We start from the raw sequence: 22,798 nt of genomic DNA on the forward strand, positions 1-22,798 counted from the left end.
CCGTCGTTCTTCAGCGCGGCTCAGTTCCGACATTGCCTGAGGCAGAGTGGTGCCACGATTGTTCTGTGCCAACAACCATGGACGGCTCAGCTACTCGAGCAAGGCTTTGCCCAGCATCAGCCAGGGGACTTCTGGAGGCGAGCGCACGGCGCCATTGCGATGCCGGCGGGCACGGCAAAGATCACCTATACCTCTGGCAGCACCGGGGCACCCAAAGGCGTGTGCCTGGGGGCTGAGACCATGCTGCGGGTGGCGCGTGAACTGGAGGCTGCCAGCCGGCCCGCCGAGCCGCAGCATTACCTGGCGGTACTGCCGCTGGGTGTCTTGCTGGAGAACCTGGGCGTTTACGCCGCGCTCATTGCGGGCGCCTGCGTCCAGCTCTACCCGCAGCAACAGCTGGGCATGGGCGGGGCAAGCCAGGTGGATTTCACGCGCTTGCTGGCGGCAATTGCGCTCAGTGGCGCGCACAGCCTGATCCTTGTGCCGCAGTTGCTGATGGGGTTGGTCACTGCCATCGAGCGCGGGCTCATGCGTGTGGGTCCGCTGCGGTTCGTGGCGGTGGGTGGCGCTCGCGTATCCCCCAGCCTGCTGGCCCGGGCCGAGGCGGTGGGCTTGCCGGTGTTCGAGGGTTACGGGCTGTCCGAGTGCGCCTCGGTGGTGGCGCTGAACCGCCCAGGGGCTGTGCGCGCTGGCAGCGTTGGCAAGCCGTTGCCCCATGTGCAGGTGCGCATCTCGGGTGATGGCGAGGTGCTTGTGGCCGGCTCGACCTTGCTGGGCTACCTGGGGGACACACCTGTCAGCGACAAGTGGTGGGCAACGGGTGACCTGGGTCACCTCGACGAAGAGGGTTACCTCTACCTGGACGGACGCAAGAAGCACCAGTTCATCACCAGTTTCGGGCGTAACGTCAACCCGGAATGGGTAGAGTCCGAGCTCACCCAAGGCGGCGTGATTGCCCAGGCGTTCGTGCATGGCGAAGGCCTGCCGCGCAACCTGGCACTGCTCTGGCCACTGGACCCCACGGCCAGCGATGAGGCCATCGAACAGGCCGTACAAAACAGCAACGCGCAATTGCCCGATTACGCCCGGGTGCATACCTGGCGCCGTCTTCCCGCGCCATTGAGCGACCGTGACGAAACCTTGACTGCCAACGGCCGCCCGCGACGCGAGGCGATCCTGCAGCGCTATCACACCCTGTTATCCGACATTTCGCTGTGAGGTTGACCATGTCCTTTTTCGACACTCTGCAAACACAAACTACCCAGGAACGTCACGCGTTGTTCGCCGTGCCGGTCATACGGGACGCGCTGGTCGGCCAGGTCAGCCTGGACAGCTACATCGCCTTCCTCACCCAGGCCTATCACCATGTGCGCCACACCGTCCCGCTGATGATGGCGTGTGGCGCGCGTCTGCCGTCGCGCCTGGAGTGGCTGCGCGGTGCCGTGTGCGAATACATAGAGGAGGAGTACGGCCACGAGCAGTGGATCCTCAACGACATCAAGGCCTGCGGCGGCAACTGGGAGGCCGTACGTGACGGTCGGCCAGCGCAATCGATCGAGCTGATGGTCGCCTACCTTTACGACTTGATCGCCCGTGGCAACCCGGTAGGGCTGTTTGGCATGGTCAATGTGCTCGAAGGCACCAGCATCGCCTTGGCTACCCAGGCTGCGGGCGCTATCCAAAGTACGCTTGCCCTGCCTGAGCAGGCCTTCAGCTACCTCAGCTCCCATGGTGCGCTCGACCAGGACCACATGGTGACCTATAAACAGCTGATGGACCGCCTCGATGATGAGAGTGACCAGCTAGCCGTCATTCACGCTGCCAGGATCGTCTACCGTCTGTACACCGAGATGTTCCAAGGCCTGCCACGCGCCGGGCAGCACGAGGTGCGCCATGCGTTTGCCTGAGTCCGTGGTGATTCTTACCGGTGCCAGTGGTGGCATCGGCCTGGAGCTGGCCGAACAACTGTGCGCGGCGGGTGCCCGGGTGCTGGCGGTCAGCCGGCACATGGGCAAGCTGGCCGGCCTGATGAACCGTTACCCGGACCGTCTGCGTTGGCAGACCGCCGACCTGCGTACCCGGGAAGGGCGCGAGCAGGTTGTCGGTCGGGCTCGCGAAATGGGTGGCGTAAATGTGCTGATCAACGCTGCCGGGGTAAACCGCTTCGCCTTGCTCGACCAACTGGACGAGCACGCACTCGACGAGTTGCTGGACATCAACCTGAAGGCCCCTGTGCAACTGACGCGCGCCTGCCTGCCGTTGCTGCGCGCCCAGCCCAGGGCATTGGTGGTCAATGTCGGCTCCACCTATGGCTCGATCGGCTATCCCGGCTATGCCACCTACTGCGCCAGCAAGTTCGCGCTGCGCGGCTTCTCGGAAGCGCTTCGCCGCGAGCTGGCCGATACCACGGTGAATGTGCTCTATGCAGCGCCCCGGGCGACGCGTACGGCGATGAACAGCAGCGCTGCAACAGCGCTCAATCAGGCGTTGAAGGTCGGCATGGACGACCCGGCGGATGTCGCCCGTGCAGTGCTCGAGGCGGTGCAGTCAGAACGCAGCGAACTGTACCTGGGCTGGCCGGAAAAGCTCTTCGTGCGCATCAACGGCATGTTGCCGGGGGTGGTCGATCGAGCACTGCGCAAACAACTGCCTGTCATCCGCCGCTACATCGGTAGCCACTCCAAGGAATCGATCAAATGAAGCGACTGCTTATTGCCAGCTTGCTGGCCTTCGCCCCCGTTACCTGGGCATTGGACCAGGCAGGTACGCAGCACCTGAGCGAGCTGCAGCAGCGCTGGGCACAGATCCAGTACCAGTTACCCAAGGACAAGCGCGCCGACGCCTTCGAACAACTGGCGGGTGACGCGGCGGCATTCGTGCATCAATACCCCGGCACAGCTGAGCCACTGATCTGGGATGGCATCATCAACAGCAGTTGGGCGGGCGCCACCGGTGGCCTTGGGGCACTGGGCAAGGTCAAGGCGGCGAGGGCAAGCCTGGAGCAGGCCATGAAGCTGGACCCCAACGCCCTGCAGGGCTCCGCCTATACCAGCCTGGGCACGTTGTACGATCAAGTGCCCGGCTGGCCGATTGGTTTCGGTGATACCGAGATGGCCGACAAGATGCTGCGCAAAGCCTTGCAGATCAACCCCAACGGTATCGACAGCAACTATTTCTGGGCTGATCATCTGTATCGGCAGAAGCGCTACCCGGAGGCTACCGCAGCCCTGCAAAAGGCTTTGCAGGCACCGCCCCGGCCGGGGCGCGAGCTGGCTGACCAGGGCCGCCGGGCCGATATCGATGCTTTACTCAAGGCGATCAAGGACAAACAGGACTGAACATGCGGCTATTGCTGGTTGAGGATGACATCGCGCTTGGCGAAGGGATCTGTGACGGCTTGCGCCAGCAGGGCTATACCCTCGACTGGTTGCGGGACGGTGTCAGTGGCTTGCATGCGTTGCAGCACGAGACCTTCGACCTGGTGATCCTGGATCTGGGATTGCCCCGCATGGATGGCATTGAACTGCTGCGGCGGGTACGCGCCGGCGGCGACAGCCTGCCGGTGCTGATCCTCACCGCACGGGATGCCCTCGACGATCGCATCACCGGCCTGGATGCAGGTGCCGACGACTATCTGGTCAAGCCGTTCGACCTCAACGAGTTGAAGGCGCGCCTCAGGGCTTTGCTGCGCCGCAGCGCCGGGCGCGCCAAGGTGTTGATCGAACATGCCGGGGTCAGCCTCGACCCGGCCACCCAGCAGGTTCACTACCACGGCGTTGAAGTGGTACTGACCCCGAAGGAGTACGTGCTGCTGCATGAGTTGCTGGCGCAACCCGGCAAGGTTTTCACCCGTGAACGCCTGACCCAGTTGCTGTATGGCTGGGATGAGGAGCCCGAGAGCAATACGTTGGAGGTGAATATCTACCACCTGCGCAAGAAGCTGTTCAACGGCCTCATTCGCACGGTGCGTGGCATTGGTTACCTGGTCGAGGCCAAGGCATGAGCTCGCTGCGCCAGCGCACCCTGTGGCGGGTGATGCTGTTGCTGCTGCTGGGTTCCGGCCTGCTGGCACTCTATAACTATCACGACAGCCGTCATGAAATTAACGAAGTGTACGACGCGCACCTGGCCCAGAACGCTCGCTTGCTGCAAGGCGTCATGAGCCTGCCGGTGCAAAGTGGCTCGCGTGAAGCGATGTACCAGGCATTCAACGTGGCATTGGCACAGGCGGGTCACCATCGGGTAGGCCACCCCTACGAGAGCAAGTTGGCCTTCCAGGTCTGGCAGGACGGCGCTGGCCTGATAGTGCACACACCCAGTGCGCCGAGCATCGACCCTCCACCGACGGCCCCCGGGTTTTACGATTTATCCAGTGGTGGCAAGCAGTGGCGCGGCTTTGTGCTGCCGGTACCGGAACGGCATTGGGTGATCTGGGTAGGCGAGCGCGACGATGTGCGCTACGACCTTATCGACCGCATCGTTCGGCACACCCTGTTCCCGTTTCTGCTCGGCAGCCTGGCCTTGGCACTGCTGGTTTGGGCCGCTATCGGCTGGGGATTGCGGCCGTTGCAGAACATGGCCAACGTCATCCGTGGGCGTCACGCCGATTCGCTGGAGCCGCTGCAGTTGGTGCCGCTGCCCTCGGAGCTAGAGCCCATGCAGGCCGCCATCAACCGCTTGCTGGCGCAGATCGAGGACTTGTTGCGGCGTGAGCATCGGTTCATTGCCGATGCCGCCCACGAAATGCGTACACCCCTGGCCGTTCTGCGGCTGCATGCGCAAAACGCGCTGGAGGCCAGCAGCGATGCCGAGCGGCAAAAGGCGCTGGGCTTTCTGATGGGCGGGGTCGACCGGCTCACCCGGGTGGTCAACCAGTTACTTACGCTCGCCCGTGTCGAGCCAAGGTTGGGGCAGCGCGCGAGCACACAGGTCGACCTGGCCGCCGTGGTCACCGAGACCTTGGCTGACCTGACCCCGTGGATATTGGACCGCGGGCTTGAGCCCTCGTTGGACATCGGTGAAGGCGACCATCACCTGGCGATCGATGCCGGCGCCCTGGGCATTGCCCTGCAGAACCTGGTGTCCAACGCGGTGGAGCACTCACCGCCCGCTGGCCGCATCACCGTGTCACTCAGGCGCCTGGACAATCACTTCGAACTGGTCGTCGAGGACGAGGGGCCGGGTATCGATGAAGCGAGTCTGTCGCGCGTATTCGAGCGTTTTTACAGCCGTAATAGCCCGAATGGTGCAGGCCTTGGACTGTCCATCGTAGCGACCATCGTCGACCGGCTGGGTGGCCACGTGCGTTTGCACAACCGGGCTGGCGGTGGGCTAGCCGCCACGGTGCTGCTCCCGGTGGACTGAGTCCACCACGCTCTCACGCATCTGGCCCTGTACGGTTTGATGATTGTTCTAGAAATCCTTGCACATGACATATGTAAATCCGTATATTCGGCTATCCATATGTATTGGTGCCGCCATGATTACCCCGCCCGATGTGTTCAAGAGCCTATCCGACGAGACCCGTGCTCGCGCCACCCTGCTGATCGCCAGCCTCGGTGAACTGTGTGTCTGCGAACTGATGTGCGCGCTGAACGACAGCCAACCCAAGATAAGCCGCCACCTCGCGCAGCTGCGCAGCAATGGCATGCTGTTGGATCGTCGCCAGGGGCAGTGGGTGTACTACCGCCTTAACCCGGAGCTTCCCGCCTGGGTGCATGAAATGCTGCAGATGACCTTGCAGGCCAACTCACAGTGGCTGGCAGGCAACTCGCTTCGGTTGCAGAACATGGACGGCCGCCCCGTCCGTGACGCTGCCTGCTGCTGACCCACATCGAGCGAGATCTTCATGCTGGTCGCAATCGCCGTCTTTGTTTTCACCCTCATCCTGGTCATCTGGCAACCGAAGGGGCTTGGCGTTGGCTGGAGTGCCGCGCTCGGTGCCCTCATAGCCCTGGCGGCGGGTGCCGTTTCGCTGCATGACATCCCGACCGTGTGGGCCATTGTCTGGAACGCCACCGCCACCTTCATCGCCGTCATCATCATCAGCCTGCTGCTGGACGAGGCGGGGTTCTTCGAGTGGGCCGCGCTGCACGTGGCACGCTGGGCAAACGGCAGTGGCTATCGATTGTTCGCGTTCTGCGTGCTGCTCGGTGCTGCGGTGTCAGCGCTGTTCGCCAACGATGGTGCGGCGCTGATACTCACGCCCATCGTCATGTCGATGCTGCTTGCGCTACGTTTCTCGCCCGCCGCGACGCTAGCCTTCGTCATGGCCGCCGGCTTCATCGCCGACACGGCGAGCCTGCCGCTGGTAGTCTCCAATCTGGTGAACATCGTCTCGGCCGACTATTTCAGGCTCGGCTTCAGCGAATACGCCTCGGTGATGGTGCCGGTGAATTTCGTCAGCGTGGCCGCAACCCTACTGGTGCTGTTCCTGTTCTTCCGCCGTGATATCCCGAGACATTACACAGTCGCGGCCCTGAAGCCGCCGAGCGAGGCGATTCATGACCGCGCGACCTTCAACGTCGGTGGCTGGGTACTGGTGGTATTGCTGATCGGCCTGTTCGCCCTGGAACCACTGGGTATTCCGATCAGTGCGGTAGCTGCAACTTGTGCGGCAATCCTCTTTGCCGTCGCCGCTCGCGGGCATCGCATCTCAACCCGTCGTGTCCTGCGCGAAGCGCCCTGGCAGGTGGTGGTCTTCTCTCTAGGCATGTACCTGGTGGTGTACGGGCTGAAGAACGCCGGTCTCACCGATATGCTCACCCAACTGCTCGATCGCCTTGCGCAGCAAGGGCTGTGGAGCGCCGCCATCGGCACCGGGTTGATCGCTGCATTGCTGTCTTCGGTCATGAACAACATGCCCAGCGTGCTGGTCGGCGCCTTGTCGATTCAGGCCAGCGAGGCGCAAGGGCTGGTGCGTGAAGCGATGATCTACGCCAACGTCATCGGCTGCGATCTCGGCCCCAAAATCACCCCCATCGGCAGCCTCGCCACGCTGCTCTGGCTGCACGTGCTGGAGCGCAAAGGCATGCGCATCACCTGGGGGTACTACTTCAAGGTCGGCATCCTGCTGACGCTGCCAGTTCTGTTGATCACCCTTTCGGCCCTGGCATTGCGCCTTAGCCTCTGACATCCGCCACGAAGCGGAGGAGCCCCCCATGCGAGTCCTGTTCATGTGCACAGCCAACAGCTGCCGCAGTATCCTTTCCGAGGCCATGTTCAATCACCTGGCGCCTCACGGATTTGAAGCCGTCAGTTCCGGCAGCTTTCCGAAAGGCCAGGTGTTGCCGCGCAGCCTGACCACCTTGCAGAATGCCGGCATCGCGACGGATGGGCTGAGCAGCAAGGGCAATGACGCGTTCGAGGGTTGCCCTCCTGATATCGTCATCACCGTTTGCGACAAGGCTGCCGGTGAAGCTTGCCCGGTGTATTTCGGCCCTGCACTGAAATCGCACTGGGGGCTTGAGGATCCGTCCGATGTCGTGGCTGACGAAGCGTCGATCGACGCTGCATTCCACGCCACCCTGGCCCGCATCGAGTTGCGCTGCCGGGCGTTCCTCGCTCTTCCTTTCGACATCCTTGGCCGCGACCAGCTCAAACGCGAGCTGGATCGCATTGGTGCTCTCTGAGCAGGAGGAAACATGTCCGAGCAACTGCCTAATCTCGATCTCTCGCTGTTCGACCTGCCGCCAGCTGAAATCCCCGCCAGCGCGCACAAGCCGCGCATCCTGTTGCTATATGGGTCGACCCGCGAGCGCTCCTTCAGCCGCTTGCTGGTAGAAGAAGCAGCGCGCCTGCTGGAGCACTTCGGCGCCGAGACGCGTCTGTTCAATCCCTCTGGCCTGCCGCTACCTGACGACGTGCCGGTGGAGCATCCCAAGGTGCAGGAGCTGCGTGATCTGGTGCTGTGGTCGGAAGGCCAGGTCTGGTGCTCGCCGGAGCGTCACGGCGCAATGTCTGCCGTGTTCAAGGCCCAGATCGACTGGGTTCCCCTGGCGCTTGGCGCCGTGCGCCCCACCCAGGGCAAGACACTGGCGGTGATGCAGGTCTGCGGTGGCTCGCAATCGTTCAACGTAGTCAACCAACTGCGGGTGCTGGGCCGCTGGATGCGCATGTTCACTATCCCCAACCAGTCGTCGGTGCCCAAGGCCTATCTGGAGTTCGATGATGCAGGCCGCATGAAACCGTCGGCGTACTACGATCGCGTGGTGGACGTCATGGAAGAACTGGTGAAATTCACCCTGCTGTTACGTGATCGCCAGCAGTTTCTGGTGGATCGTTATTCGGAACGCAAAGAAAGCGCCGAACAGCTTTCCATGCGCGTGAACCAGCGCTCGATCTGAGGCGAAGTATGGGAACACATGACCAGAAACCTGAACACGCTCATCTCCCGTCAGTCAGCTAAGCCATTGGGGCTGCGCAGCAGCCCCTTTGGCCTTGACTGACTGGCATTAGCGCACGGGGGGCATGGGTTCGATCAAATCACCTTGAACTGGTGGGTACCATCGCGTTCAAGTTGTGCGATCAAGCCTGAGCTGAAGGCCCAGGACGCCCCCTGACCAGGATTAGCGCTGGGTGGCTGAGCCTGCGCTGTTAGCAGACACTGCTCCTCGCCTGCACCACACACCCCAACTCAAGCCCAGCACAGCCGCCACCACCGACGCGGCCAGAACCCCGAGTTTCGCCGCCCCTAGTGAACCAGGGTCGACGAAGGCAAGGTTGGCGATGAAAATCGACATGGTGAAGCCGATGCCGGCCAGCAGCCCGACCAGGGTAATGCTGCGCCAGTTGACCTCGGCGGGAAGCACGCACCAGCCCAACCGGACCATCAGCCAACTGACGCCGACGATGCCCACGGGTTTGCCAGCGACCAGCGCGGCAACGACGGCGATCATGACCCACTGGGGGCCCTCGGCGGACAGGTCGACACCCGAGAGGCTAACTCCGGCATTGGCCAGGGCAAATACCGGCATGATGCCGAAGGCGACCCAAGGGTGCAGGGTACCCTGCATGCGCACCACCGGCGGTACCAGTTCGCGCTGGGCCAGGCGCAGCCGTTTCAACGGGTCCATAAGGTCGCTGGCGTCCTGCTCAGGCGACTTGGCACGCCCCAGCAGTTCTCCGGTGAAGCGGGTAATGGCATCCAGCGGGCGCTCACGCATCGGCATTGCCTTGACCGGAGTCATCAGGCCCAGCACAACGCCAGCGAGGGTAGGGTGGGCTCCGGTCAGCAAGATGCCCAGCCAGGTGATCACACCAGGAATGAGGTAGGCGTAGGCAGAACCCACACCCATCTTCTGCAGCCCGATCACCATCAACAGACCGATTGCCGCAACGCCGAAACCGCTGTAATCAAGGCCGCCCGAGTAGAAGAAGGCGATGATCAGCACGGCAATGATGTCATCGATGATTGCCAGAGCGAGCAGAAACACCCGCACATTCGATGGGATCGACTTGCCGAGCAGCGCCAACACACCTACTGCAAAGGCGATATCCGTAGCCGTCGGCACAGCCCAGCCTTGTTGCTCTGCCGGCGCGTGGCCAAACGCCAGGTAGAGCAGGGCGGGTACCGCTACGCCGCCGAGGGCGGCAGCCATGGGCAGCGTGGCTTGGCGCAAGCTGGACAGTGCGCCCTCGTGGATCTCGCGACGGATCTCCATGCCCACGACCAGGAAGAAGATGGTCATCAAGCCATCATTGATCCAGAAGTGCAGTGACTGCGAATAGACCAGCGAGCCCACGCCGATCGTCAAGGGGGTATGCCAAAGGGCTTCATAGCTGTCTGCGGCCGGAGAGTTCGCCCAGATCAGGGCAGCCACAGCGGCAACCAGCAGGACAATGCCGCTGACCGCTTCGATGTGCAGGAAACGCTCAAGGTTGGCGAAGGCACGCTCGGCCAGTGCCTGGACGCGAGGCAATTCTGTGTTATGCATAGGCGCAAGTACTCCCGCATGGCGGCCCGACCTGCGCTGTTCTTTAACCTGCCCCCCTGCACTATGCAGTTGGCACCCGTCGGCTAGTGTACCGAACAACCGCCTTCAAATGAAAAAAAACTGGGGCTTCCAGTCCCAGGCGGCACGGTGGTGATTTGAGATTTTTTCCTGCGAACGTTAGGGTTTATGTTGGTTTCGAGCCTATGGAGCTAGGCAAGCGGGTAGTTACCGACCTGCTAGCCTTGGGAAATGTCGGCGTATTCAGGCGCGCTGTGCACATCGCCTTACAAGGAGAACTGCCGTAATGACTGCAGCCCCCAAACCGAGGAGCACCCTCAACCCACCCGTCTTCTACAGCAGCGCAATCCTCATCTTTCTTCTGGTCTTGTACGCCACTGCATTTCAGGAGCACGCCCAGACGCTCTTCGAGCAAGTCCAGCAATGGATCATCACCAATGCCAGCTGGTTCTACATTCTCACTGTAGCGCTGGTGTTGATCAGTGTGGTGTTTCTGGCCGTGAGCCGTTACGGCGATATCAAGCTGGGCCCGGACCACAGTGAGCCGGATTACCGCAAGAGCAGTTGGTTTGCCATGCTGTTCTCGGCTGGCATGGGGATCGGCCTCATGTTCTTTGGCGTGGCCGAGCCGGTCATGCACTTCACCACGCCGCCCGTAGGTGATCCCGGCACCGTTGCCGCGGCCCGTGAAGCGATGAAAATCACCTTTTTCCATTGGGGCCTGCATGCCTGGGCAATCTACGCCATCGTCGCGCTCATTCTGGCCTATTTCAGCTTTCGCAACGGCCTGCCCTTGACCTTGCGCTCGGCGCTCTATCCGCTGATCGGCGAGCGGATTTACGGCCCTATCGGGCATGCCGTCGATGTTTTCGCCATTCTCGGCACAGTGTTCGGCGTGGCGACCTCGTTGGGTTATGGGGTATTGCAGATCAACAGTGGTTTCCACTACGTGTTCGGTTTGCCAGTGAACACTACCGTGCAAGTCACCCTCATCGCCGCCACCTGCGCATTGGCGACGCTCTCGGTGGCCAGCGGTCTGGATAAAGGGATTCGCATCCTCTCCGAGCTCAACCTGAGCCTGGCGGTTATCCTGATGCTGTTCGTGCTGCTGCTAGGGCCCACGGTGTTCCTGTTGCAGACCTATGTACAGAATACCGGCGCCTATCTGTCCGACATCGTCAACAAAACCTTCAACCTCTACGCGTATGAGCCTACTGACTGGATCGGTGGCTGGACCTTGTTGTACTGGGGCTGGTGGTTGTCCTGGTCGCCGTTCGTGGGCCTGTTCATCGCACGTATTTCTCGAGGCCGGACCATTCGCGAGTTCGTCTGCGGCGTACTGTTCGTGCCCGCGGGTTTCACCCTGCTGTGGATGACCGTGTTCGGCGACTCGGCAATTCATATGATCCTCAACGATGGCGTCAAGGAGCTGGCAGCGGTGGTCAGTGAAGACAGTTCCCTTGCCCTGTTTGCCTTCCTTGAGCATTTCCCGTTCTCCAGCGTCGTTTCGTTGATCGCGGTGCTGATGGTTGTGGTGTTTTTTGTGACGTCGGCGGACTCCGGTGCGCTGGTAGTGGATATGCTGGCTTCGTCCGGGCAAGGCCATTCACCGCTGTGGCAACGTATCTTCTGGTCAGTCAGCATTGGCGCGGTGGCGATCGCGTTGTTGCTGGCCAACGGGCTCAAGGCGTTGCAGACGGCGACCATCGCGAGTGCTTTGCCGTTCGCTGCCATCTTGCTGATCTCGATCTGGGGCTTGTTCAAGGCGCTCAGTCTGGATGCCACTCGCCGGGGGTTGCGTAATCAGGCCTTGCCTGGCCCCCGGCATGGCCGTGACCCGCACGGAGGCTGGCAGCGTCGACTGCGCAGTATCGCCATGATGCCGCGTCGGGCCCATGTGACCCGCTTCATCGCCGAGGTGGTAAAGCCCGCCTGTGACGAGGTCGCCGTAGAGTTGCGCAAGCAAGGTTACGACGTGAATGTGGGTGAACGCGACGATGGGCGGGTTACGCTCGAACTCTCCCATGCCGGTGAGGGGCGTTTCCTTTACGAAGTACGGCCACGGGCATTCAATACGCCAAGCTTCGTCATGCGCGATACCGAAGACGGCGGCGATGCCCGCAAGTATTTCCGCGCCGAAGTGCATTTGCGCGAAGGCGGCCAGGACTACGACATCATGGGCTGGAGCCGCGACGACGTGATAGGCGACATCCTGGATCAGTACGAGCGCCACCTGCATTACCTGCACGTGGTGAGCTGACGTTGATTCGCTCCTGCCCTGGCTTCGTCAGGGCAGGGCGGTTGGCCTGCTGTAATCACATCTATCAAAGTCGAAACCACATCACGACTGGCTTGCCGGCTGGAACAGCCCACGAACGACTTCCCGCAACCACCGATTGCCACTGTCCTGATGATATCGGGCATGCCAATGCTGTTTGACTGTGAACCCCTCCACCGCAAACGGGCAGTCATGCACCCGTAGCCCATGCATGTCAGCCAGTGTCTGCCCGATATGCCGCGGCAGGGTGGCCAGTAGATCCGTGGTGCCGATTATCATCCCCAACCCGAGAAACGCCGGCAGCTCCAGCATGATCCGCCGCTCGATCCCGGCCCGCGCCAATCCTGCCTCCAGCAGCTTCTGCCCGGTGCCGAAACTGATCTGGACATGCCCCTCGGCGCGGTAGCGGGTCAAGTTCATGCCCTTGCCCAGGCGGGGATGCAGCGGGTTGCTCAGGCACACCCAGTCCTGCTCGAACAGCACCTGCTGGTACATCCCTCCACCCAGCCAGGGTACGAAGCCGATGGCCAGGTCCGCTTCGCCCGATTCCAGCGCGCTCTCTGTATTGCCATCGATGCGCGCTGCCTCCAGGCGGATGCCGGGGGCATGGTTGCGCAGGTGGTTGAGGATGCTCGGCAGCAAGGTGATATGGCTGGCATCGCTGACGCACAGGCGAAAGCGCCGCTGCGCTGTGCCGGCGATGAACTGCGGTTCCCAGGCGGTCAGCCGCCGCAGCGATTCCAGCACCTCGCGGCACGGCCCGATCAACTGGTCTGCGCGTGGGGTAGGGGCCATGCCGCCAGGCGTGCGCACGAACAGCGGGTCGCTCAACTGTTCACGCAGGCGCGCCAGCCAGATGCTGATGGTCGGCTGGCTCTGCCCCAACTGCTCGGCGGCGCGGGTCACGCTGCGGCACTGGTACAGCACGTCGAACAGCTGCAGCAGCTTGGGTTCGGGCAGGGCCTCCAGCGCTTTCATTATTGCGAATCTCAATGATGGTATTGAAGCCATTGTATAGCGCAAATAACCCTCGCTGCATAAGGTAGTCGCAAACCACAGGAGGTCTGCGACGTGAAAATCTGCATTCTGGGCGCCGGTGCCCTGGGCTGCGCCATTGGTGCGGCCCTGAGCGAGGCGGGGCATGAAACCTGGTTGTTGAACCGCGGCCGGGCGCACGTCGAGGCGATGAACCTGCACGGGCTTCAGGTGCACGACGAACGAGGTGAGCGGCAGATACCGGTCAACGCTGCTATCGAAGCCGAAGATGTCGGCGTGGCCGACCTGGTGGTGGTGCTGGTGAAGTCGTTCCACACCGCCGAGGCCATCGCCGGTGCTGCCGCGCTGATCGGGCCGCAGACGCTGGTGCTGTCGCTGCAGAATGGCCTCGGTCACGAAGACATCCTGGCCGACGCCGTCGGTCGTGAGCGGGTGCTGGCCGGCAAGACCTATGTCGGTGGCGTGCTGCTGGCGCCCGGTTCGATCCGCGCAGGCGTAGCCGGCAAACAGACCTTTATCGGTGAACTGGATGGCCAGCTGACACCGCGGGTGCAGGCCATCGCCGAAGTCTTCAACGGCGCCGGGTTGGCCACCACGGTCAGCGACAACATTCTTGGAACCATGTGGGACAAACTGCTGGTCAACGTCGCCACCGGCGCATTAAGCGGCATCACCATGCTCAGCTATGGCCAGCTGTACAGCGAGCCGCTGCTGGAAAGTACCGCCAAGGCCGCCGTGGCCGAAGCCATCGCCGTGGCCGAGCGCGCTGGCATCCGACTCAGCCTGAGCAGCCCTGACGCCGCCTGGACCTTGGCCGCTGAGGGCCTGCCGGCGAGCTTTCGCACCTCGATGCTGCAGAGCCTGGAAAAAGGCTCGATCAGCGAAATCGACTTCATCAACGGCTCCGTCGTGCGCTGGGGCCAGCGCCATGGCGTGGCCACGCCGGTCAATGCGACCCTGGTGGCCTGCATCAAGGGCATCGAGCGCGCCATGGCCGATCACCAGAAGAGGGATACCCCATGAGCCAGGCAAAAGCCTACCTCGAACACGTGGCGTTCTGGGTGCAGGACATCCAGTGGCATATCCGCTTTTTCAGCGAGGTATGTGGCATGACCATGCGTGAAGTGCAGGGCGACGTCGAGCAGCCGGCGCAGTACTGGACCCTCGGCGGCCTGCAGTTCATCCATCAGCCGGACTTCACTGGGCCAGAGGGGCGCATGGCGCACTTGGGCATCATGTGCGAGGACCTGGAGGCGGCATTGACCGCCGCCCAGCGCTTTGGCGTCAGCGAAATGCCTCAAGGCCGCAACTGGCTGCGCCTGCCAGACGGCCTGGCAGTGGAATTCATCCAGGCGCGGCCGGCGAAATGCGTGGCCCAGGCACTGGCCATCGACCCGCGTGCGCAGGTGCAGGCATGAGCGTGATTGAAAAGTACTGGGACGATGCCCGCGAAGGCGACGAATGCATCAGCCCGACATACACCGTGACCCGCGAACGCATCCTGGCTTACGCCGATCTCACTGGCGACCACACCCCGGTGCATGTCGACGAGGCCTACGCCAACGCCAGCCACTTTGGCTGCCTGGTGGCCCACGGCCTGTTCGGCTTGTCGATCGCCGATGGCCTGAAAACCCAGTGCGAGTACCGCTTCCTGCCGGGCATGTCGCTGGGCTGGACCTGGGACTTCGTGCTGCCGATCAAGGTCAATGACGTGCTGCATGTGCGCATGCGGGTGGGGGCGATGCGCCCCAGCAATAGCCGCCCAGGCTGGGGCATCGTGGTGCTGCCATCGGAACTGATCAACCAGCACGGCGACGTCGTGCAGCGTGGCGAGCACCGGCTGATGGTGCCGCGGAGGATAGAAGCATGAGTCAGCCATTACCCTTGGCGGGTATCCGCGTCATCGACTACAGCCACTTCCTTGCCGGGCCTTATGTGGGGCGCTGCCTGGCGGCGCTGGGTGCCGAGGTGATCAAGGTCGAACGGCCGGGCAGCGGCGATGCCGGTCGCCAGCATGCATTTACCCTGGACGATCAGCAGAGCGGCTATTTCCTGCAGCTGAACATGGGCAAGCAGGGCGTCAGCGTCAATATGAAGGACCCGCGTGGCAAGGCATTCATGCAGCGCCTGAGCGATTCGGCGGACGTCTTCATCGAGAACTACCGCCCAGGCGCGCTGGACAAGCTGGGCCTGGGCTACGCCGAGCTGTCGGCGCGCAACCCGCGCCTGGTGTACTGCTCGATTTCCGCCTACGGCCACACCGGGCCGGACGCCCACCGCGCCGGCTTCGGGCTGATCGCCGAAGCCAAGAGCGGCATCATGCAGATGGTTGGCGTGCCGGGCGAAGCGCCGCCGCTGCTGCGCATTTCGCTGGGTGACATGTACACCGGCATTCACGCAGTGGCGGCGATCAATGCCGCGCTGCTCGGTCGGGTGAGCAGTGGCCGTGGCCAGCACATCGACATGGCCCTGTATGACACCCTGGTGTCGATGCACGAATACGCGGTGCAGTGCTACACCTTGTCTGGCGGCACCGTGCTGCCCCAACAGACCGGCCACGACATGCCCACCTCGACCCTGTACGGCGTGTTCCGTGCCGCCGACGGTGACCTGGTGATCGCTGCCCAGGTCGACGATGCCTGGCGGCGCTTCGCCGCCATGCTCGAAGCCAACGGCGGCCCGCCCGGGTTCGGTAGCGACCGCCGCTATCACCACCTCAACGGCCGCAACGCTCACCGCGAGACGATCCTGGCGGTGGTCCGTGACTGGGTTGGCGCGCGCCGGGTGGCTGACATCCTCACGCTGCTCGATGGCATCGACATCCCCAGTGCCAAGGTGCAGTGCATTGACGAGGTGCTGGCCGACCCGCAGATCCAGGCCCGCAACATGGTCATCGAACAGCAGCACCCACGCTACGGCACCTTGCGCCTGCCCAACCTGCCGTTCCGATTTTCCGACTGCGACACCACCATCCACCAGGTAGCCCCGGACCTCGGCCAGCACAATGCCGAAGTCGCTGCCGGGCTTGGCTTCAGCCCTGAAGAAATCACCGCCATGCAGGCAGACGGTGTGCTGTTTACTCAAGGAGTTGCGCGATGAGCGACCGCTACGCAGTGATCGGCCGGCCGATCAACCACACCAAGTCCCCTTTGATTCATGGCCTGTTCGCCGAGGCCAGCGGCCAGGCGCTGGAGTACGGCGCCATCGAAGGCGGGCTGGATGATTTCGAAACCCAGGTGCTGCATTTTCGTCGTGACGGCGGGCGGGGCATGAACATCACCGCGCCGTTCAAGTTGCGGGCCTTCGAGCTGGCCGATCGGCGCAGCGAGCGGGCCCAATTGGCACGGGCGGCCAATGCGCTGAAGTTCGAGGATGGTCGTATCCTGGCGGAGAACTTCGACGGTATCGGTTTGTTGCGGGACATCGAAGAAAACCTCGGCGAACCTCTGCGTGATACGCGCGTGCTCATGCTCGGCGCCGGCGGCGCCGTTCGCGGTGCGTTGCTGCCGTTTTTGCAGGCCGGGCCTCGCGAGCTGGTGATTGCCAACCGCGATATGGCCAAGGCACTGACGTTACGCAACGAACTGAATCACCCACGGTTGCGCATCAGTCGCTACGAAGAGCTGGAAGGGCTGGGTTTCGACATCGTTGTCAACGCTACCTCCGCCAGCCTGACGGGTGAGCTGCCGCCGCTACCCAAGGGCGTACTGGCCGAGACGCGCCTGGCGTATGAGCTGGCGTATGGCAAAGGCCTGACGCCGTTTCTGCGTATGGCGAAAGCGCAAGGTGTAGCGCGCATGGCCGACGGCGTCGGCATGCTGGTCGAGCAGGCGGCGGAAGCTTTCGCCTGGTGGCGAGGGGTACGACCTGAAACCCGTGGCGTGATCGATCGACTGACCATTGCGCTGGAGTAAGCCGTGGTCGTCGGCCCAACATTTTCTCGAAACACGGCGTAGAGATCCGAAACCCCCAGTAGGCGGACATCACGGAAGTGATGTTCGCCCAGCCTGTTGTTCATTCAGATGCAAACGATGGTCGCTCGGCGAACCATGCCACCGCCAGCGCCTTGAACGCCTCAGCCGAAGGCGTCAGCGGATAGCGCTGGTCATGCGCCAGTACGATGCTGTGGGTTGGCAGTTTTTCCTCAGTCGGCCGACACACCAGCGCATGACCATCATAACTACGGTCACCAAATGGCCGGGTGTAGATCAGCGCCACGCCAAACCCGTTGGCGACGAGGCTGCGCTGCAACTCGAAGGTGCGTACACGGTGCACAACGGCGGGTGAAAGGTCGTAAAAGCTGAACAGATCCAGCACATGTTGCCAACTGTGGACCTGATCGGTGACTACCAGGGTGTATTCAGCTAGCGCCTTGAGACTGACGCGCGACTGCTTGGCCAGCGGGTGATCGGCCGCCAGCAGTACCTGGGCCGTCAGCTGACACAGCTGGGTGCAATGCGTGTTCGCTGGTAAACCCAGATCGTAGGTGATGGCCAGTTCTATCGCCCCCTCGCTGAGCCGCTTGCCAACATAATCGAAGCTGCCATCGCGCATGTCGACCGTGACCCTTGGGCAGGACTCCTGCATCCGTCGCACAATTTGTGGCAGGCAATACGGCGCCAGGTCTTCAAAACAGCCGACTACCAGTTCACCGACACACTCGCCTGCGTTGGCATTGATCTCGGCAAAGGTCTGGGCCTCTGCCAGCACGCGGCGGGCCTGGACCATGACCGTACGACCGAACGGGGTCAGCGATATCCCCAGGCCACGCTGGCGTATGAAGATCGACTGACCCAGCACCTCCTCCAGTTCGGTGATGGCCGCCGAAATGGAAGGCTGTGAAACATGAAGCTCCATGGCGGCAGTGGTCAGGTTTCCGTGCTTGGCCGCTGCGAGCGCGTAGCGAAGCTGTCGCAGTGTGAACTTCATAGGTTTTTCCGTGGTGATGCATCAGGACTTATTATTTTATCCTTTTTTGAGGTTGTGAAATATTTCTCCTGCGCAGTGATCATCTTGTTTGGGAGCGTCACAATGACAATTACAAAAGCTCTGCTGACCACGACACTTTCTTTAGGGCTGCTGGCGTCCGCCGGCGTCAGCCAGGCGGCCGGTTGGTGCGAGTCGGGCAAGCCGGTGAAGTTCGCCGGTTTGAACTGGGAAAGCGGGATGCTGCTCACCGAGGTGATGCAGTTCGTGCTGAAAAATGGCTACGGCTGTGACACCGACAGCCTGCCGGGTAACTCCATCTCCATGGAAAACGCCCTGAGCAGCAACGATATCCAGGTGTTCGCCGAGGAGTGGGTAGGGCGCAGCGAGGTCTGGAACAAGGCGGCGGCCGCCGGCAAGGTCGTCGGCGTCGGCTCGCCGGTGGCTGGCGCGGTCGAAGGCTGGTATGTGCCGCGCTATGTGATCGAAGGCGATGCCAGGCGCAAACTCGAAGCCAAAGCACCGAACCTCAAGAGCATTGCCGACCTGGGGCAATACGCCCAGGTATTCAAGGACCCCGAAGAACCGGACAAGGGGCGCTTCTACAACTGCCCGGCCGGCTGGACCTGCGAGCTGGACAACAGCGAAATGCTCAAGCGCTATGGCCTGGAGAACACCTACACCAACTTCCGCCCGGGCACCGGCCCGGCACTGGATGCCGCCGTGCTGTCGAGCTACAAGCGTGGCGAGCCGATCCTCTTCTACTACTGGTCGCCAACCCCGCTGATGGGCCAGGCCGACCTGGTCAAGCTGGACGAGCACCCAGGCGTGGATAAATCCGTGACCATCAAGGTGGGTGTGTCGAAGGCCTTCCACGAGCAGGCACCAGAACTGGTGGCTGTGCTGGAAAAGGTCAATCTGCCGGTCGATCTGCTGAATCAGAACCTGGGACGCATGAGCAAGGAGCGTATCGAGGCGGCGGAACTGGCCAGGTTGTTCTTCAAGGAGCACCCCGAAGTCTGGCACAGCTGGGTCAGCGAAGACGCAGCCAAAAAGGTCGACGCGGCACTCTGAGGGCGTGGACGGGTCCGGCGCCTGCCGGGCGTGCCACCTAGCAGTCCGCTTCATGCACTTGCTCGAGAGAAATCCATGTTCCCGAAAAACTTCACGTTTTCCATTGCCGACTGGGTCAATGGCTGGGTTGATGCGCTGGTCACTCACTACGGTGACGTGTTCCGGCACATTTCCGAGACCCTGCTGTGGGCCATCGTCAACCTCGAAGGTTTGCTGCGCGCAACACCCTGGTGGCTGATGCTGGCCATCGTCGGCGGTATTGCCTGGCACGCCACCCGTCGAGTCGTACCCACCGCGGTGATCGTAGGTTTGCTGTTCCTGGTCGGTGCGGTCGGGCTCTGGGACAAGCTGATGCAGACCCTGGCGCTGATGCTGGTAGCAACGCTGATCTCGGTTCTGGTCGGCATTCCGCTGGGTATCCTGTCGGCGCGCAACGATCGCCTGCGGGCGGTGTTGATGCCGCTGCTGGACATCATGCAGACAATGCCCAGCTTCGTGTACCTGATCCCGGTATTGATGCTGTTCGGCCTGGGCAAGGTGCCGGCGATCTTCGCCACTGTCATCTATGCCGCCCCGCCACTGATTCGCCTGACCGACCTGGGCATTCGCCAGGTGGATGGCGAGGTCATGGAAGCGATCAATGCGTTCGGTGCCAACCGGCTGCAACAACTGTTTGGCGTGCAGTTGCCGCTGGCGTTGCCGAGCATCATGGCCGGTATCAACCAGACCACCATGATGGCCCTGTCGATGGTCGTCATCGCGTCGATGATCGGTGCCCGTGGCTTGGGCGAAGACGTCCTTGTCGGCATCCAGACCCTGAATGTCGGCCGCGGCCTCGAAGCGGGGCTGGCCATTGTGATTCTGGCGGTTGTGATCGACCGCATTACCCAGGCCTATGGCCGGCCACGGCATGGGGTGGGCAAATGAGCGCCAAGCAGACGATGAACAAGATCGAAGTCAACCATGTCTTCAAGATATTCGGTGCGCGTGCCGAAGATGCCCTGAAACTGATCCGCCAGAACAAGACCAAGGAGCAGGTGCTGGCCGAAACCGGCTGCGTGGTCGGGGTCAACGATCTCTCGTTGTCCATCGGCAGCGGCGAGATCTTCGTGATCATGGGCCTGTCAGGCTCGGGCAAGTCGACCCTGGTGCGTCACTTCAACCGCCTGATCGACCCGACCAGCGGCGAGATCCTGGTCGATGGCGAGGACATCCTGCAATACGACATGCAAGCCCTGCGCGAATTCCGCCGGCGCAAGATCAGCATGGTGTTCCAGAGCTTCGGCCTGTTGCCGCACCGCAGCGTGCTGGACAACGTCGCTTACGGGTTGAAAGTCCGTGGCGAGGGCAAAGCGTTGTGCACAGAGCGTGCCCTGCACTGGATCCACACCGTGGGCCTCAAGGGTTACGAAAAATCGTACCCGCACCAGCTGTCGGGCGGCATGCGCCAGCGCGTCGGCCTGGCGCGTGCGTTGGCTGCCGACACCGATATCATCCTGATGGACGAAGCCTTCAGTGCGCTCGACCCACTGATTCGCGCCGAAATGCAGGACCAGTTGCTGGAACTGCAAAAGACCCTGCACAAGACCATCGTCTTCATCACTCACGACCTGGACGAAGCGGTGCGTATCGGCAACCGAATTGCCATTCTCAAGGACGGGCGCCTGATCCAGGTCGGCACGCCCAAAGAAATCCTCTACCAGCCTGCGGACGAATACGTCGATCGTTTCGTGCAGCGTCGCGTAGCTTCGCTTTAAGGACCCGCGAGTATGTCGTTTGCCGAAAAAATCATCATCGCCGAGGCGCCCGTTCGCTGGCAGGACGTGGTGGCTGTGGCCCGGCATGGAGCGAAGCTTGAGCTGGCCCCATCGGCCTGGGCGCGGATCGATAACGCCCAGGCGATTGTCCAGCGCATCGTATCCAGCGGTGACCGCGCCTATGGCGTCAACACCGGGCTTGGCGCCTTGTGCAATGTTTCGTTACAGGACGAACAACTCAGCCAGCTGTCGCACAACACCTTGCTCAGCCATGCCTGTGGCGTGGGTGCCGCGCTGTCGGACGAACAGACCCGGGCGATCATGTGCGCGGCGATCATCAACTTCTGCCAGGGCCGTTCCGGCCTTCAGCGCAAGGTGGTCGAGGCGCTGCTGACGCTGCTCAACCAGCACATCACCCCGCAGGTGCCGAAACAGGGGTCGGTGGGGTATCTGACCCATATGGCCCATATCAGCATCAGCTTGCTGGGCGTCGGCCAGGTCAGTTATCGCGGCCAGATCGTGCCAGCGCAGCAAGCCTTGGCCGAGGTCGGACTGGCACCGGTCAAACTGGGTGCCAAGGATGGTCTGTGCCTGGTCAACGGTACGCCCTGCATGACCGGTCTGAGCTGCCTGTCCCTGGACGATGCCACCCGGCTGAGCCAATGGGCGGACGTTATCAGCGCCATGAGCTTCGAGGCCCTGCGCGGCCAACTCGATGCCTTCGACCCAGAAATCATCGCGCTGAAACCCCACCCTGGCATGCAGCGGGTGGGCAGCAACTTGCGTCGCCTGCTGGACGGTAGCGAAATCATTGCCGGCAGCCATGGCATTCGCACCCAGGACGCTTTGAGCATTCGCTCGATCCCGCAGGTTCATGGTGCCGCGCGCGACCAGTTGGACCACGCCGCGCGGCAGATCGAAACCGAACTCAACTCCACCACCGACAATCCGATATTGCTGGGTACACCCGAGTCGTATCGGGTGGTTTCGCAGGCGAATCCGCATGGCCAGTCGGTGGCCATGGCGGCCGACTTGCTGGCCATCGCGGTGGCCGAGATCGGGGCGATTGCCGAGCGTCGTCTCGATCGCCTGATCAACCCGCTGGTCAGCGGTTTGCCGGCCTTTCTGGTTAGCCAGCCGGGTGTGAACTCGGGCATGATGATTGTCCAGTACGTCGCCGCTTCTCTCTGTGCAGAAAACCGTCAGCTGGCGCAACCGGCGGTCATCGACAACTACGTCACCTCCGGTCTGCAGGAGGATCATCTGAGCATGGGCACCAATGCCGGTTTGAAGCTGCACCGCGCCCTGCAGAACTGCACGCAGATCCTTGCCATCGAATACCTGTTGGCCGCCCAGGCTTTCGAGTTCTTCAAAGAGCAGCGCTTTGGCGCAGGTACCCACATTGCCTGGCGGTTGTTGCGCGAACGGGTCCCGGCCTACACCCAGGACCGTTGGCTGGCCCCGGATATCGCCAGCAGTGCATCGATCCTGAAGGACCCCAGCCTGCCTGGCGCTGCTTTCCCCGGGCTGCTGTGACAGATGTAGGCAGCTGGCGAACTTCCTGGCCTGTTGCAGTTTGATGAGCGACGGCAGGGGCAGCACGGGCTGTACGTGGTCACCCCACAGGAACCTCGGGGTAGGCATGGCTTCTCAAGGATATCGTCAGCCTGATCAGGATGCCCTCATGTTCGCCATCGACAGCAGCACCCAGCCCATGCAAGCCTTGCGGTTCGAGGACGACGGGGCAACGCCCAACAGCCGTTTTCCCGTATTGCTTTACCGGCTGCAACGGGTGGAGCCTGCCCATGACAATG

At 62.3% G+C, this 22,798-nt stretch carries 23 protein-coding genes and 1 pseudogene; 21 read left to right on the forward strand and 3 right to left on the reverse strand.

Features of this window, described 5'->3' with window-relative positions; genetic code table 11:
- The 10 genes from HP546_RS09060 to arsH form a co-directional block, all read left to right on the forward strand.
- Positions 1–1,218 (forward strand): AMP-binding protein (locus tag HP546_RS09060; RefSeq protein WP_172223141.1); only part of this gene is annotated, 1,218 nt, incomplete at its 5' end.
- Positions 1,219–1,226: 8 nt separating this feature from the next.
- Entirely contained in the window at positions 1,227–1,907 is a 681-nt protein-coding gene (locus tag HP546_RS09065) for a TenA family transcriptional regulator (RefSeq protein ID WP_172223144.1), read from the forward strand.
- Positions 1,894–2,700 (forward strand): SDR family oxidoreductase, encoded by an 807-nt coding sequence (locus HP546_RS09070; protein WP_172223147.1) that lies wholly within the window; start codon positions 1,894–1,896, stop codon positions 2,698–2,700. The genes HP546_RS09065 and HP546_RS09070 overlap by 14 nt, the downstream gene beginning before the upstream one ends.
- On the forward strand, positions 2,697–3,338 hold the full coding sequence (locus HP546_RS09075; RefSeq protein ID WP_172223151.1) for a hypothetical protein: 642 nt from the start codon (positions 2,697–2,699) through the stop codon (positions 3,336–3,338). Before HP546_RS09070 ends, HP546_RS09075 begins: the two co-directional genes overlap by 4 nt.
- Before the next feature lie 2 nt (positions 3,339–3,340).
- Complete coding sequence (locus HP546_RS09080; protein ID WP_172223155.1) at positions 3,341–4,003, forward strand: response regulator; 663 nt, start codon at positions 3,341–3,343, stop codon at positions 4,001–4,003.
- On the forward strand, positions 4,000–5,364 hold the full coding sequence (locus tag HP546_RS09085; RefSeq protein WP_172223159.1) for an ATP-binding protein: 1,365 nt from the start codon (positions 4,000–4,002) through the stop codon (positions 5,362–5,364). Before HP546_RS09080 ends, HP546_RS09085 begins: the two co-directional genes overlap by 4 nt.
- 115 nt (positions 5,365–5,479) lie before the next feature.
- Complete coding sequence (locus HP546_RS09090) at positions 5,480–5,827, forward strand: metalloregulator ArsR/SmtB family transcription factor (protein ID WP_172223164.1); 348 nt, start codon at positions 5,480–5,482, stop codon at positions 5,825–5,827.
- A 21-nt stretch (positions 5,828–5,848) separates the two neighbouring features.
- Positions 5,849–7,132 carry an arsenic transporter gene (locus HP546_RS09095; RefSeq protein ID WP_172223169.1) on the forward strand — a complete coding sequence of 428 codons (1,284 nt, stop codon included), beginning with the start codon at positions 5,849–5,851 and terminating at the stop codon, positions 7,130–7,132.
- Positions 7,133–7,160: 28 nt separating this feature from the next.
- Positions 7,161–7,631 carry an arsenate reductase ArsC gene (locus HP546_RS09100; protein ID WP_172223172.1) on the forward strand — a complete coding sequence of 157 codons (471 nt, stop codon included), beginning with the start codon at positions 7,161–7,163 and terminating at the stop codon, positions 7,629–7,631.
- 12 nt (positions 7,632–7,643) lie between these two features.
- Positions 7,644–8,345, forward strand: coding sequence for an arsenical resistance protein ArsH (gene arsH, locus HP546_RS09105; RefSeq protein ID WP_172223189.1), 702 nt, complete (start codon positions 7,644–7,646; stop codon positions 8,343–8,345).
- Between the two features lie 222 nt (positions 8,346–8,567).
- Here the strand turns inward: arsH and nhaA are convergent, their stop codons facing one another.
- On the reverse strand, positions 8,568–9,935 hold the full coding sequence (nhaA, locus tag HP546_RS09110; protein ID WP_172223193.1) for a Na+/H+ antiporter NhaA: 1,368 nt from the start codon (positions 9,933–9,935) through the stop codon (positions 8,568–8,570).
- A 304-nt stretch (positions 9,936–10,239) separates the two neighbouring features.
- Here nhaA and HP546_RS09115 point away from each other — a divergent pair, with 304 nt between their 5' ends.
- Entirely contained in the window at positions 10,240–12,213 is a 1,974-nt protein-coding gene (locus HP546_RS09115) for a choline BCCT transporter BetT (RefSeq protein WP_172223196.1), read from the forward strand.
- An 81-nt stretch (positions 12,214–12,294) separates the two neighbouring features.
- On the opposite strand, the gene HP546_RS09120 is transcribed toward HP546_RS09115, so the two are convergent.
- Positions 12,295–13,209, reverse strand: a complete 915-nt coding sequence (locus tag HP546_RS09120) for a LysR family transcriptional regulator (protein ID WP_172223200.1) — start codon at positions 13,207–13,209, stop codon at positions 12,295–12,297.
- Between the two features lie 93 nt (positions 13,210–13,302).
- On the opposite strand from HP546_RS09120, the gene HP546_RS09125 reads away from it, so the two are divergent.
- The 5 genes from HP546_RS09125 to aroE are packed head-to-tail and all read left to right on the forward strand — an operon-like array spanning position 13,303 to position 17,141.
- Positions 13,303–14,250 (forward strand): ketopantoate reductase family protein, encoded by a 948-nt coding sequence (locus HP546_RS09125; RefSeq protein ID WP_172223203.1) that lies wholly within the window; start codon positions 13,303–13,305, stop codon positions 14,248–14,250.
- A complete protein-coding gene (locus HP546_RS09130; RefSeq protein ID WP_172223206.1) occupies positions 14,247–14,645 on the forward strand; it encodes a VOC family protein in 399 nt (132 codons plus the stop codon). Before HP546_RS09125 ends, HP546_RS09130 begins: the two co-directional genes overlap by 4 nt.
- Positions 14,642–15,097, forward strand: a complete 456-nt coding sequence (locus HP546_RS09135) for a MaoC family dehydratase (protein WP_172223209.1) — start codon at positions 14,642–14,644, stop codon at positions 15,095–15,097. Before HP546_RS09130 ends, HP546_RS09135 begins: the two co-directional genes overlap by 4 nt.
- Complete coding sequence (locus HP546_RS09140) at positions 15,094–16,326, forward strand: CaiB/BaiF CoA-transferase family protein (RefSeq protein ID WP_172223213.1); 1,233 nt, start codon at positions 15,094–15,096, stop codon at positions 16,324–16,326. The genes HP546_RS09135 and HP546_RS09140 overlap by 4 nt, the downstream gene beginning before the upstream one ends.
- Positions 16,323–17,141, forward strand: a complete 819-nt coding sequence (gene aroE, locus HP546_RS09145) for a shikimate dehydrogenase (RefSeq protein WP_172223216.1) — start codon at positions 16,323–16,325, stop codon at positions 17,139–17,141. The genes HP546_RS09140 and aroE overlap by 4 nt, the downstream gene beginning before the upstream one ends.
- A 100-nt stretch (positions 17,142–17,241) precedes the next feature.
- Here aroE and HP546_RS09150 read toward each other — a convergent pair whose 3' ends face one another.
- A complete protein-coding gene (locus HP546_RS09150) occupies positions 17,242–18,156 on the reverse strand; it encodes a LysR family transcriptional regulator (protein ID WP_172223219.1) in 915 nt (304 codons plus the stop codon).
- A 102-nt stretch (positions 18,157–18,258) separates the two neighbouring features.
- Here HP546_RS09150 and HP546_RS09155 point away from each other — a divergent pair, with 102 nt between their 5' ends.
- The 5 genes and pseudogenes from HP546_RS09155 to HP546_RS31775 form a co-directional block, all read left to right on the forward strand.
- Entirely contained in the window at positions 18,259–19,227 is a 969-nt protein-coding gene (locus HP546_RS09155; protein ID WP_172223223.1) for an ABC transporter substrate-binding protein, read from the forward strand.
- 75 nt (positions 19,228–19,302) lie between these two features.
- Entirely contained in the window at positions 19,303–20,154 is an 852-nt protein-coding gene (locus HP546_RS09160) for a proline/glycine betaine ABC transporter permease (RefSeq protein WP_172223226.1), read from the forward strand.
- A complete protein-coding gene (locus HP546_RS09165; RefSeq protein WP_172223229.1) occupies positions 20,151–20,984 on the forward strand; it encodes a glycine betaine/L-proline ABC transporter ATP-binding protein in 834 nt (277 codons plus the stop codon). Before HP546_RS09160 ends, HP546_RS09165 begins: the two co-directional genes overlap by 4 nt.
- Before the next feature lie 12 nt (positions 20,985–20,996).
- Positions 20,997–22,520 (forward strand): histidine ammonia-lyase, encoded by a 1,524-nt coding sequence (gene hutH / locus HP546_RS09170; protein ID WP_172223232.1) that lies wholly within the window; start codon positions 20,997–20,999, stop codon positions 22,518–22,520.
- A gap of 148 nt (positions 22,521–22,668) precedes the next feature.
- Positions 22,669–22,798, forward strand: a pseudogene (locus tag HP546_RS31775) (cupin); the annotation flags it as partial.

The organism is Pseudomonas sp. CM25, assembly GCF_013179705.1.
Classification (GTDB): domain Bacteria; phylum Pseudomonadota; class Gammaproteobacteria; order Pseudomonadales; family Pseudomonadaceae; genus Aquipseudomonas.